The 13,055-nt window shown below is 41.1% G+C and carries 10 protein-coding genes; all 10 read left to right on the top strand.

All coding sequences use genetic code 11. The features are described from left to right. Nucleotides 1-125 precede the first annotated feature (125 nt). Complete coding sequence (locus H6G17_RS08150; protein ID WP_242038296.1) at nt 126-1,328, top strand: glycosyltransferase family 61 protein; 1,203 nt, start codon at nt 126-128, stop codon at nt 1,326-1,328. A 54-nt stretch (nt 1,329-1,382) separates the two neighbouring features. After that, a complete protein-coding gene (locus H6G17_RS08145) occupies nt 1,383-2,621 on the top strand; it encodes a glycosyltransferase 61 family protein (RefSeq protein ID WP_192155976.1) in 1,239 nt (412 codons plus the stop codon). A 29-nt stretch (nt 2,622-2,650) separates the two neighbouring features. Further along, the gene (locus tag H6G17_RS08140) at nt 2,651-3,913 is read left to right on the top strand and encodes a glycosyltransferase family 61 protein (RefSeq protein ID WP_199316589.1); all 1,263 of its coding nucleotides are present in this window, start codon (nt 2,651-2,653) and stop codon (nt 3,911-3,913) included. Nucleotides 3,914-4,091: 178 nt separating this feature from the next. Beyond that, nucleotides 4,092-5,372, top strand: coding sequence for a glycosyltransferase 61 family protein (locus H6G17_RS08135; protein ID WP_192155974.1), 1,281 nt, complete (start codon nt 4,092-4,094; stop codon nt 5,370-5,372). Nucleotides 5,373-5,414: 42 nt separating this feature from the next. Next, on the top strand, nt 5,415-6,449 hold the full coding sequence (locus tag H6G17_RS08130; protein ID WP_192155972.1) for an SDR family oxidoreductase: 1,035 nt from the start codon (nt 5,415-5,417) through the stop codon (nt 6,447-6,449). A 278-nt stretch (nt 6,450-6,727) separates the two neighbouring features. Next, entirely contained in the window at nt 6,728-8,383 is a 1,656-nt protein-coding gene (locus tag H6G17_RS08125) for a GMC family oxidoreductase (RefSeq protein ID WP_192155970.1), read from the top strand. 139 nt (nt 8,384-8,522) lie between these two features. Then, a complete protein-coding gene (locus H6G17_RS08120; protein WP_192155968.1) occupies nt 8,523-9,497 on the top strand; it encodes a glycosyltransferase family 2 protein in 975 nt (324 codons plus the stop codon). A gap of 139 nt (nt 9,498-9,636) precedes the next feature. After that, on the top strand, nt 9,637-10,752 hold the full coding sequence (locus tag H6G17_RS08115; RefSeq protein WP_192155966.1) for a glycosyltransferase family 61 protein: 1,116 nt from the start codon (nt 9,637-9,639) through the stop codon (nt 10,750-10,752). Between the two features lie 86 nt (nt 10,753-10,838). Further along, the gene (locus H6G17_RS08110; protein ID WP_192155964.1) at nt 10,839-11,705 is read left to right on the top strand and encodes a hypothetical protein; all 867 of its coding nucleotides are present in this window, start codon (nt 10,839-10,841) and stop codon (nt 11,703-11,705) included. A gap of 31 nt (nt 11,706-11,736) precedes the next feature. Continuing rightward, the gene (locus tag H6G17_RS08105) at nt 11,737-13,029 is read left to right on the top strand and encodes a glycosyltransferase family 4 protein (protein ID WP_192155962.1); all 1,293 of its coding nucleotides are present in this window, start codon (nt 11,737-11,739) and stop codon (nt 13,027-13,029) included. The last annotated feature ends 26 nt before the right edge of the window (nt 13,030-13,055 follow it).

Below are 13,055 nucleotides of genomic sequence, written 5' to 3'. Positions count from 1 at the left end.
AACAGTTGTTTTTATCGTAAGGTGGGCAATGCCCACCCTATACTTAAAATTTTTCTAGTGAATGGTAGTTGTTCAAGGAGATATTTTTTATGTCATTTGTTATGAACATACTTAAGAAAAAAATTATGACTGGTCGCCTGAGATCGGCGATCGGTATGATTCGATTTCCAATCCGTCAATGGATGTTTTCCATCGCTACAAAAAAGCTGGGATTGAATATAGTAACTAGGGAAGATATTTTAAAAAACAAAGAACACTATTCTTTAATTCAATTTGGAACAGAGGAATCAATCTTAGTTGATGAGCCTTACAACAAGAACCCCAATGAAATTCCTAGCATCATTTCTAGCAGAATTGGTAAAGCGAACATCTTAAATCAACCTGGCGTATTTGAAGTTGCAAATGCTCGGTTAGTAGGTTCTACAGCCGTAGGATTTGATGCAGCCGGAAACTTACTTGCGGAAACACTCAATCCACTGAATTTAAGTAGAGCTATACCTACCCGTACTCATATTCTTAAATACCTCCCTACTTGGGAAGATCGAGTAGATACAGCCTGTTCGATAGTTATGGGTAACGGTAATTATTTTCACTGGATTGCAGATTATTTAACTCGGCTTCAAGGACTTGAATTCTATCAAGAACAAACTGGAAGAAAACCGACTTTAATTATAGATAAAAATCCTGCTAAGTGGCAGATAGAGTCTCTCAGACTCTTAGGATATGAGCCAGAAAATTGTCTACCCTGGAATGGATCGAGCTTAAAAGTTGACCGATTAGTCATTCCTTCCTGGCGACGCGAACGGCGTATTGTACCACCATCTGTCTGTCACTGGATGCGGCAGCGTATGCTCAGTAATCTAGATAAAGTAAAAAGTCAAAGCGAAAGTTTCAGTTCTAGAATTTATATTTCTAGAACCAAAACAACTGGTCGTCAAGTGATTAATGAAGAGGAAGTTTTAGCAGCTTTGGCTCCATTAGGATTTGTATCTTACACAATGGAGAAAATGAGCTTTGCCGATCAAGTTAGATTATTTTCTCAAGCTGAAATAGTTGTTTCGCCTCACGGTGCTGCACTCACAAATACGCTACTTTCACAGAACTTAAGCGTCATCGAATTTTTTGGTTCGTATGGTAGTCCCTCTTTCTTCCTCTTAGCAAAAGCATTAGGTTTTCGCTACGCCTGCCTTGCGTCAGGATACAGTGGCAAGAATGAGTTTAGTCAGAAGTATAATGGCGTAACAGTAGATGTAGCGAGATTGCAGGTTCTTGTTGAAGAAATGTTATCTCTATCGAGCGATCGCTCGTTGTTAAGTATGTCGTCATAAGCTTTATTAAATTGCGTTCAATCAGCAAACACTAGTTTCTTCAGGAAAGGTTTTGTGATTTTTTTAACGCATCTACTCAAAAAAAAATTTCTGGTTGTTTCTCGTAGAGCATTAGGCGGAACGTTACGAAGAACATTTCAAAAGTGGACGTTTTCTCTCATAAGTAAATTCAACCTAAAAATTATAACCAGGAAAGAACTACTTGCCGATCGCACAAAAGATCGCGTGTTTCCATTTAGCGATCGCGAGACAATTATCCTTGGCAAACCAAGTCACTTCTCGGACGATATAAAAGCGATCGCCAGTACAATTGGTACGTACATCTTAAATGAATCTTTTGTACATGAAGCAGCTGATGCAGAACTTATTGGTTCTATAGCTGTTGGTTTTGATCGCGAAGGAAGCATCATCTCAGAAACAATCACAGGTAATCCAGACTGTAGAAAATATATACCTGCACGAACTTTAATCTCACAAAAACTCCCTAACAGGGGAATTTCTCAACTTGATACAGTCTGTTCGTTAGTGAATTGGAATAGTGGCTATTTCCACTGGATAGTAGATTGCTTAATTCGATTTGAAGGACTGGCACACTATGAAGCCCAAACTGGAATCAAACCAACTTTAATTATTAATCCTAATCCTGCTAAATGGAAGCAAGAATCTCTCAGACTTCTAGGATACGATCCAGATAATTGTATTCAATGGAACGGAGGGCAAATCAAAGCTAAACGATTAGTCGTCCCCTCTTTTCGGCGAGAGTACAACATCATATCACCTCAAGCTTGTCGGTGGTTGCGTCAGCGCATGTCGAGCAATCTTCCTGCTGTTAGTAGCAATCTTGCTTTTTCACCCAGGATATTTATTTCTCGACCCAAAACAACAGGTCGTCATATCATTAACGAGGATGATGTTCTAAAAGTTTTATCTCCGTTGGGATTTGTGGCTTACAAAATGGAAGAGTTAAGTGTTGCAGACCAAGTGAGATTATTTTCACAAGCTGAATTTATCGTTGCGCCTCACGGTGCTGGTCTCACAAATATCGTTTTTGCTCAGAAACTCAGCCTGATTGAACTTTTTGGTTCATTTGGTAATCCATGCTTTTTTGCTTTAGCGCAAGCATTAGGTTTTCGCTACGGTTGCTTAGGAGTCGATTTCAATCCGAAAAACAAAAGTGGCAAGTACCAAGGCATGATGGTAAATGTTTTTAAACTACAAGCTTTGGTAGAAGAGATGTTGTCCATTAGTGGTGCGACCAAACTGCAAGAAGTATTACCGACTAAACAGAAATAACAAGTCATAGCTTTTTAAGGAAAGATTTTATGGCATCTGTAAGGAATCTGCTGAAGAAAAAGATTTTAGTTGGTCATCGCATAGTCCTTTATAAAAGAATTAAAAAATCACTGCGTAAGTGGATATTTTCTGTTTTTAAAGAGAAGAAAAGTTTTAATATACTGACAAAGGAAGAACTATTTAAAAACAACGATAAATACCAAATTTTCCCCTTCGGAGCTGAAGAAAATTTTATAGTTAGTGAGCCGTTTAATGGAGTAAATGAACTACCTAATTTAATTAAAACTACAAGTTTACTTACAGGATCGATTGGCAAATTTACTTTAAATAAGCCTTTTGTAGCTGAAGTAATAAACGCCGAGCTTGTCGGTTCGGCAGCAGTTGGATTCGACCGGGAAGGAGGCTTAATTACAGAAACTGTAATGCAAAATCTAGTAAATATAGAAAGATATTTACCTAATGGCATCCCTGCACAAACCTTGATTTTAAAGAATTTACCTAGCTTCGGCTCTCATCAACTGGATACAGCTTGTTCGTTACTTAATTGGTGGTCTAAGAATTATTCTCATTGGATAGTAGATTGTTTATTGCGGCTTGAAGGACTCGAATATTATCAAAAGCAAACTAAGAGAAAACCAGCTTTAATTATTGAATCAAATCCTCCTACCTGGAAAATAGAGTCTCTCAAACTTTTAGGATATGGACTAGATGATTGTATACTTTGGAAGGGTTCAAAAATAAAAGTCAACCGATTAATAGTTCCATCTTTTCGACGCGAGCAAGCCTTCCCTGTATCACCAGCCGCCTGCAAGTGGCTTCGTCAACGCCTATTGAGTAATCTTCCTAATATAGAGAGCAGTCAGCGTTCTTTTTCACCAAGAATCTATATTTCCCGCGCCAAAACAACAGGTCGTAAAGTAATTAATGAAGATGATGTATTAGAAACTCTATCTCCTTTTGGATTTGTGGCATACGCACCAGAAAAGATGAGCTTTGCAGACGAGGTTAGACTATTTTCACAAGCAGAAATGGTTGTTGCTCCTCATGGTTCTGGTCTAGTAAATATAATATTTGCCCAGAACTTGAGTGTCATCGAACTTTTCGGTTCAACTGGTGTTCCGTGCTTTTTAGTTTTAGCGAAATCACTAGGTTTTCAGTATGGATGTCTTACAGCAGACTACAATTTGAGAAACAATCACTCCTTTGAGCAGAACAATAACATAATGGTTGACATTCCCAAATTGCGGGTTTTGGTGGCAGAAATGTTAAACAACAGATATGGCGATCGCTAACTTGTAATGTCTACTTATTGACGAGCAACAACTAGCTGGCTACTAGATTGTTTAGCGATCGCACTTTTATTCAGAGAAAGGCAGCACTACCTTGAGTACAGCAATAAATCCTGTTGTACTTAATTAATTCGATTAAGTTCCGACTAACAAAAATTCTAATCTTTGCAGGAAAGATGCTGTGGTAAATTTTTTGGTCGCGCCTTTGAGGAATTTGCTCAAGCAAAAGATTTCGGCTGCTCATCGTAGAACAATTGGTGGAGCGATCCGACGCTCAATTCAGCAACAGACCTTTTATTTTGTTAGAAAGTTTGGCTTGAAAGTCATCACGAGAAAGGAAGTTTTTGAGGGAAATATCAAACATCGAGTTCTCCAGTTTAATGCCGAAGAAGCAATTCTCATTAATCACCCCTGTAACGGTTCTGACCAGATTCGAGAAATTTTAAATACAACTGGTCAACATAATTTGTCACAACCATTTGTCATAGAGGTGGAAAATGCTAAGTTAGTTGGAACTATAGCTATTGGTTTTGACGAGGCTGGCAACATAATTGCAGAAACGATCTCGGGAAATCCAGACTGCATTAAATATATTCCAGCTCAAACTTTACTTTTGGAAAAGTTACTGTCTAACTGGGCAGCACCTCAGTTAGAAGCGGCTTGTTCGTTAACTAACTGGAATAGCGGTTACTTCCACTGGTTGATCGATTGTCTAACTCGACTTGAAGGAATTGAGTACTATCAAGCACAAACTGGAATTAAACCAACTATCATTATTCATGCTAATCCTCAAGAATGGCAAAAAGAGTCTCTCAGACTTTTAGGATACAACCCAGATGATTGTATTGAATGGAACGACTCCGGCGTTAAAGTTAAAAAGTTAGTTGTTCCCTCTTTTCGACGAGAACACAACATCATATCGCCTACAGCCTGTCAGTGGCTGCGCCAGCGCTTATTGAGCAATCTGTCAGATAATAACAGCACTCTCTCTTTATCACCTAGAATATATATTTCTCGACCCAAATCAGCCGGACGAAATATCATTAATGAAGCAGATGTCATGGCGGTTTTGGCTCCTTTGGGCTTCGTCGCTTATACAATGGAGGAGCTGAGTTTTGTAGATGAAATTAGACTATTTTCCCAAGCGGAAATAGTTATTGCTCCTCACGGTGCTGGTCTAACAAATATAATTTTTGCACTCCAGAAATTAATTGTTATCGATCTGTTTGGTTCGTTTGGTACGCCGTGTTTCTTTGCACTAGCACAAGCATTAGGTTTTTACTACGGTTGCCTGGGAGAGGGCTTCGATCCAAAGAATAAAACTGGAAAGTACAAAGGCATTACGGTAGATATTGCGAAATTGCAAGTTTTACTGCAAGAAATGCTCAATGTTAGAGATAGCGATCGCCAAGTTTCCAGTGTAGAAGAGACACTATTTCTAACTGGCGACAGTGCCGTCTAAAGAATGCGATCGCCCCACATACACAAATTCAAGCTTACAATCATGAAAATTCTTGTCACTGGTACAGAAGGCTATCTCGGTTCGTTACTAGCCCCAATGTTGATGCAGCGCGGGCATGAAGTTATTGGCGTAGACACGGGGTTTTATAAAGTTGGTTGGTTGTACAACGGCACGAAACTGACTGCTAAAACACTCAATAAAGATCTGCGGCAGATTTCAACTGAAGATCTGGAAGGGGTGGAAGCGATCGTCCATATGGCAGAGCTTTCCAACGATCCAGCCGGACAACTCTATCCCAACATTACTTACGACATTAATCATAAAGGTTCCGTCCGCCTCGCTACCTTAGCTAAAACATCTGGAGTGCGGCGCTTTGTCTACATGTCTTCCTGTAGCGTTTACGGAGTTGCAACCGCAGGAGATGTGACTGAAGAATCTCCTGTCAACCCGCAAACCGCTTATGCCGAGTGTAAAACGCTTGTAGAGCAAGATGTCACGACAATGGCTGATGATAGTTTTTCGCCTACATTCATGCGAAATGCGACAGCTTTTGGTGCTTCCCCTAGAATGCGCTTTGATATCGTCTTAAATAACCTGGCAGGCTTGGCTTGGACGACCAAAGAAATTAAAATGACCAGTGACGGTACGCCCTGGCGACCTCTAGTCCACGCCCTCGATATTGCTAAGGCGATCGCCTGCACGCTGGAAGCTCCGCGCGATATTATTCACAATCAAATCTTTAACGTGGGTGACACGGCGCAAAATTATCGTGTCAAACAAGTCGCCGAAATCATTGCTGAAACTTTTAAAGGATGCAAGCTGAGTTTTGGCGAAAATGGGGCAGATAACCGCAGCTATCGCGTCAGTTTCGAGAAGATTAATACGGTACTGCCAGGATTCAAATGCGAGTGGGATGCACGGCGCGGCGCTCAACAATTATTCGATCTATTTACTCAAATTGATATGACTGCGGACACGTTTTTATTCAGAGGATTTACTCGGTTGAAGCAGTTGGAATATTTAATTCAGACTCAGCAGATCGATCGCGATTTCTTTTGGAAGAAGCTAGGCGATTAGAAATCGCGGCTAGACAAACCACTACATTTTGATGAGTGATGCAAAGATCTTGGAGATCCCCCAACCCCCTTAGAAAGGGGGCTTTTCTGGAAAAAGCGGGCTTTCCATTACATTTTGATGAGTGATGCAAAGATCTTGGAGATCCCCCAACCTCCTTTCTAAGGGGGCTTTGTTTCCCTCCTTAAAAAGGGGGCTTTCCTAGAAAAAGCGGGCTTTGTTTCTTCCCTTTTTAAGGGGGGTTAGGAGGGATCTTGCCTCAATCGGTTAGAGGAGTAATCATGTTAGTTGATGCTTTGAAATTACCAGCAGAAAGTCTGGTAGAAACAGACATTTGTATTATTGGTGCTGGTGCGGCAGGAATTACGCTCGCACGAGAGTTGCGCGATCGCCCCGAACAAGTTTGTTTGCTTGAAAGTGGCGGATTTGACTATGAGGAACAGATTCAATCGCTGTATGCGGGCGAGAATACAGGTCTAGCTTATTTTCCCTTGAAAGAAGCGCGGGGGCGCTATTTCGGCGGTTCGACGAATTTGTGGGGCGGTTGGAGTCGTCCGATGGATGAAATTGATTTTGAGCATCGTCCCTGGATGCCCTATAGCGGTTGGTGTTTTCCGAAAGCGGAGCTAGACCCCTACTACGAACGGGCGCAAACTGCTTGTCATTTGGGTCCGTTTGAATACGATTTAGACTATTGGCAAGAGGCGTTAGCTCAACAATGTCAAGTCCCCGCAACTACAGAGCAGCTGGCTACCTATCTATGGCAGATTATCCCATGTACTCACTTGCGTTTTGGGGAAGCGTATCGCGCCCAAATCGAGCAGGCAAGTAATATCACCACCTATCTCCATGCCAACGTGCTGGAAATTGAAACCAACGAAGGCGCTCAAGCCGTGACGCGGCTGCGGGTGGCAAGCTCGGATGGCAAACAGTTCTCGGTAGCAGCAAAAGTCTTCGTGCTGGCAGCGGGTGGAATTGAAAATCCCCGCTTGCTCTTAGCCTCTAACCGGGTGCAAAGTGGCGGAGTCGGCAACCAATACGATTTGGTGGGCAGATTCTTCATGGAGCATCCCTATCTCATTTCTGGCAAAGCCGAATTGTCCAACTCAGCTGAGTTATACACGCGAATTAAGTTTCCCGTGGGTGAAACATTTCTGGCAACAGGCTTAGGCTTGTCTAAAGAAGTGCAAGAACGCGAACAAATTCTGAATTTTGGCTTGAGACTATTAGCTATTGATGAATGGTTAGAAGCTTACAAGCGATTGCGATCGCAAACTCAACAGTCAGTCCGACATAAAGCTTTTCCTTCCATTGCAGAAGGACGGAAGAACGTTGGTAAGGCTTCTACGATCGCAGATTTCATCAAAGTTGCTAGCCGTCCCAATCGCTTTGCTGACAGAATGACAAAAAAACTGTTTCAGCAATCCATTGCAGCGCGACAATTTAATAGTTGCGATACCCATTTAATCGGAGAGCAAGCACCCAATCCCGATAGTCGGGTTACTCTCAGCCGCGATCGCGATCGATTAGGGATGAATCGCGTCCAGCTTGACTGGCGTTTGAGTCCAATTGACAAGTATACAATTGCGCGATCGCAACAGTTAATCGCAGCAGAATTCGAGCGTTCTGGACTGGGTAAAATTCACATCGAACTAACTGATGATGAAGCGACTTGGCGATCGGTCGCTGGCTCGTATCATCATATCGGCACAACCCGCATGAGTAGCAACCCCAAGGAAGGTGTGGTTGACGAGCATTGTCAAGTGCATGGCATTCACAACTTATATGTTGCTGGTAGCTCGGTTTTCCCTACCAGCGGACTCTCCAATCCTACTCTCACGATTGTCGCTTTAGCGATCCGACTTGCCGATCGCCTGAAAGATCGTATGAACAATTCTACTACCAGCGATCGAGCAGTCGTCCTAATTCAACAGTGACCAGTTATCGTAGGAGCGGGTTTAGCGAATAGATTGGCAATTGTGATAAATCTTTGGTCAAAACTCGCCCCTACAGTTATCAGTGACCCGTAACCAACAACTATCAATTACCAATTACCAATTACCCATTACCTATTAAATGAATCACCAGCAACCGCGCCTCAGCATTGGTATGCCCGTGTATAATGCCGAGCAGTATATCACAGAAGCAATAGATGCAATTTTGGCTCAAACCTATACAGATTTTGAGCTGATTATTTCAGACAATGCCTCCAGCGATCGCACTCAGGAAATCTGTCAAGCATACGCAGCAAAAGATCGGCGGATCAAATACTATCGGAACGATCGCAATATTGGCGTTCATCGAAATTACAGACGCGCCTTTCAATTAGCGACAGGCGAGTATTTTAGATGGGCTACCCACGATGATATTTGCGCTCCACAAGGGATTGAAAAATGTGTTGAAGTTTTAGATCGAAATCCAGATGTCGTATTGTGCTACACCAAGACTAAATTAATTAACGAGCATGGCACAGTTTTGGAGCAAAACTACGATGAAAACCCTCTACTCACTAATTCACCGCACGCTCATATTCGCTTTCGGAATTTGATAATTGACTCTTTTTCTCGACGCTATCGCGGTCAGCAACTTTTTGGAGTCATGCGTCATAGTGTTGCTGCAACAACTCCTCTTTTAGGCGATTACTCTGGTGGGGATAAGCCTTTTCTGGCTCGCATGACTTTATTAGGTAAATATTATGAATTTCCTGAATATTTGTTCTTTAACAGAGAACATTCTCAGCGTTCTTCTAGTAAGGAGATGAATAGCCCCTACCTACGTATGCGGTTATTCAACCCTGATACCAAAGGAGAAAAACCTGTCTTTCCTAAATGGAGTGTTTTCTTAGATTATTTAAGTGCTATTAAAGATGTACCTCTCAGCCTATCCGAACGAATTCGTTGCTATTTAGTTCTCGGGACTTGGTTAGGAAAAAACAAGAACTGGGAGCAATTAGTTAAAGAATTAATTAAGGCATCTGTCTGGTCTATTTATTTTTCTAAACATCGCCAGATGTTAGTACAACAACACCAAGCTGAAATTCCATCAAGTTGATTATAACTGTCATTAGCGATTGGTCATCTATTAAATCATAACGTCTTGCTTTAAGTTTCAGGCGTGCAACCCTCACGGCAAGGGTCTTAAATCACTTTCGTGAAGTTAGACATACTCAAAACGGGATGGGCTACAAAAAATGAGAATTCTAGAAAAAATTTCTCACAAATCTAATTTAACAGCAAGAAAATATCTGACCAATTTATTGGTGCATGAGGTCAAACTTGAGGAGCAGTATAAAAATTCTCAAAGAGTACATTTATCATGTTCTGGTCAAACTATTTATATACCAGAAACTCAACAGATGAATTTTTTCCGCGAGATTAAACATTTGCAAGCAGCAACCTATTCTCTTCCAGATATATACACGACTACTTTACAGGACGTAATTTACTGTACAAAATTTGATATTTTGCTGACAAAAACGCGCAAAGTTATCTCGAACTCCATAAACACCACTATCGAGCAGAATAAATATGATATTGCAGAAAATACTTATTTCAATAAAATAGAAAAAATTGCAGGTGTTTGTGCTATTTTTCGTTCTTTTGCCAATGGGTATTATCACCAGCTAATCGATAACATTCCGCGAATTTTCTTGCTCGATCGACCACAATATAAAGACATAGAAGAAATTAAATTGCTGGCTTCAACCAAAATTACGAAGTCGGAAGAGTTTTTGCTCTCAAAAATACTGCCAAACAACGTAAAACTTACTAAGGTAAGTCCAGATAAAAATTATGCGATCGAAAATCTAATCTTTCCCTCTTTTCTAACTCGTCGCCATGCAGGATACTTACCTTCCGATTATTTAAAATTTTTCACAGAGAAAGTAACGCCGCAACGACCGCGAAAGAAAATCAATCGTATTTTCATCTCTAGAAGAGCTTCAAAAAAGGGACGACATATTTTGAATGAAGATGAACTATTTGATGTGTTGAGTAAGTACGGATTCAAGAAATACCTACTTGAACAGATATCAATTGAAGACCAAATCGAGCTTTTTAGTGATAGCGAATACGTTATAGGTTCGCATGGTGCTGGACTTTCTAATATTATTTTTGCCGAAGGAGTCAATGTCTTAGAAATATTTCCGACACAGGAGATTTTGCCGCATTTTTACTTCTTAGCAAAATCTCTGAATCATAATTATGAATACTGGTGCGGTCAGGCAACATCCAAAAACAGCAATTTTGTAGTTAATGTATCAGAGATTGCAAGAATGATAGCTAGTCAAGAAATGTGTCCAACCTAATCTTGTAATCGATAGACATTGGAAATAGAGCTATTTATTTTTAGCTCTAAATTTTTATAGTCGCAAGTTTTAAGAGGAGTCAAGCAATGAAATCGCTTTTATCTAAAATTAAGCCAACCGATATCTTTTCAGAACCATTTCCTCATATTGTCATTAAAGATGCTTTGGATGAAGAAGTCTACTCAAAGCTGAAATCAGAATGGGCTGATATTGAAATTTTAAGGCAAGGAGAAGACAACAAAGGAACAGATTTGTCTAGCAATAAAAGATTGCATTATTTAGCGCAAGAAAGTTTAAATGACGAGCGAATTACTCCTTTCTGGAAAGAGTTTATTGCTTTACATACATCCGATACATTCTTTCAAGAGTTTCTCAATATCTTTAAAGCTCCTATTCTCCAGATGTATCCTGACTTCGAGCAAAAATATGGCTCGTTTAAAACGCTAAAATCTGGATTGCGAAAAGTTGACACGTTTGAAAGTGTAGATGTGTTACTCGACGCACTGATTTGTATAAATACACCCGTTATTACTAAACCAAATGCAGTCAGAGGCGCGCACATAGATTTACCAGATAAACTATTCGCCGGACTATTTTATCTGCGCGATCCACAAGATACATCGACAGGAGGCAATCTAGAAATTTATAAATTCAAGAATGGCAAGCCTTACGGATTTAGAAGCAGTGCAATTGACGATTCTTACATCAAGCATGTCAAAACAATTGAGTACGATCGCAACGTCCTTATATTATTCCTCAACTCGGTTTATTCTTTACATGGTGTCAGCGTGCGATCGCTAACAGATTCTCCTCGATATTTTGTGAATTTGGTTGGCGAAGTTAAGCAGCCTTTATTCGATTCTAAGCAACATCAAGAATTACCTTCGTTCAAAACGAAATACATCAGAAAACTAGAAAACGCTATCAAAAAAGTAGCTCTGGCAGCCAAGTGATCGACTCATATAAAGAGGTTTTATTCAGCACATGCTCTATAGCGAAACCGAAAAGCTCGCCCCTGACATCACAAATACTATTACCACGCCTGCGACAAATACTATTTTAGTCATTTGTCCTCTCCCATACCCTCCAACCAACGGTACTAGAGTTCATATTTGGGGACTGATTCTGTTCTTCAAACAAACTGGCTGGCGAGTCGTTGTTGCTGCATACAATTGGCCCGGACAAAGAATTTTTAAAGCTAATGGCGAACCTGGAATTGACTTACCAATAGATATAGAATTTCACCTGTTTGAACGTAGTTTTCGTTATTCTGTAGCGAAAGATCCGCATACAACACAAAATCTGCACAAGTTACAAACGCTGATTGACGATTGCAAACCCCAAGTCGTTTGGTGTAATTATTCCGATCTCGTACCGCTAGTCTCTCAACTCGACTTAAAAGGAGCGCATCTCTGGTTTCGACCGCACGATTTTGAACTAGCGCACAACATAGAAACAGCGATCGCCTCTCGACCTTGGAAAACTGGTTGGAACCAAGACACTTTCAAACAAACCGTTAAGTGGAGCAAAAAACTCTTACAACAAACAACCCAATCCTTTGCTTCCGAGCGCCAAATGCATCGAATTTCCGACCGGATCTTTTTCAATGCTTACAGCGACATGCAGTTTATGTCGCGCCTCTACGGTGGGACTGTGCGTAAAGATTGGGTTGTTCCTTTTTTAGAACGGGAACGCATTCCGGTAAAAGATAACAAGTCACCACTCGATGTCGTCTACATTAGCAGCAATTACGTCAGTCCAACCCATCTATCGGGAGTGCGACAACTGCTACAACGAGTCATTCCGGCAGTCGAGCAAACCATGCCCGATCAATTTCGCTTTCACTTTGTCGGCAAGGGTTGTGCCGAGCATTTAAGCCAGTATGCCTCAAACGCGATCGTCATTCACGATTTTGTTGACGATTTGTCAGCTTTCATGCGCGACAACATCGATATTGCTTGTTTGCCAGTAGAAATTGGTTGGGGATGCAAAATCAAAGTTTTAGAAGCAATGGCTTCTGGCTTGCCTGTAATTGGTTTACCTCAGACTTTTCGCGGCGTACCACCAACACCAGGAGCTTACTATGCCTGCCACAGTACGCAGGAATTTGTCTCAGCCTTTAGAGCTTTACAAGATACAAATACACGCCGACAAGCAGCAAGTGCAGGATTAGCAACCTATACGGCATGGCGGAATGAAGGACGGCAAATTTTGAGCGAAGCATTAAATCAGTTAGTAAGGAGCAGGGAGCAGGGACGAGCTGGGAGCAGGGAGTAGGGAAAGACAAGGGGGACAAGGGGGAC

The organism is Chroococcidiopsis sp. [FACHB-1243] (assembly GCF_014696895.1).
Lineage (GTDB): Bacteria > Cyanobacteriota > Cyanobacteriia > Cyanobacteriales > Chroococcidiopsidaceae > Chroococcidiopsis.
The sequence above is the reverse complement of the archived record's forward strand: the minus strand, read 5'-3'. Positions and strand labels throughout refer to the sequence as shown.

Excerpts from the sequence above, each read along its gene's own strand:
- H6G17_RS08150 (WP_242038296.1), top strand. The coding sequence starts at position 126 with ATGACTGGTCGCCTGAGATCGGCGATCGGTATGATTCGATTTCCAATC.
- H6G17_RS08140 (WP_199316589.1), top strand. The coding sequence starts at position 2,651 with ATGGCATCTGTAAGGAATCTGCTGAAGAAAAAGATTTTAGTTGGTCAT.
- H6G17_RS08120 (WP_192155968.1), top strand. The coding sequence starts at position 8,523 with ATGAATCACCAGCAACCGCGCCTCAGCATTGGTATGCCCGTGTATAAT.
- H6G17_RS08105 (WP_192155962.1), top strand. The coding sequence starts at position 11,737 with ATGCTCTATAGCGAAACCGAAAAGCTCGCCCCTGACATCACAAATACT.
- H6G17_RS08130 (WP_192155972.1), top strand. The coding sequence starts at position 5,415 with ATGAAAATTCTTGTCACTGGTACAGAAGGCTATCTCGGTTCGTTACTA.
- H6G17_RS08125 (WP_192155970.1), top strand. The coding sequence starts at position 6,728 with ATGTTAGTTGATGCTTTGAAATTACCAGCAGAAAGTCTGGTAGAAACA.
- H6G17_RS08110 (WP_192155964.1), top strand. The coding sequence starts at position 10,839 with ATGAAATCGCTTTTATCTAAAATTAAGCCAACCGATATCTTTTCAGAA.
- H6G17_RS08115 (WP_192155966.1), top strand. The coding sequence starts at position 9,637 with ATGAGAATTCTAGAAAAAATTTCTCACAAATCTAATTTAACAGCAAGA.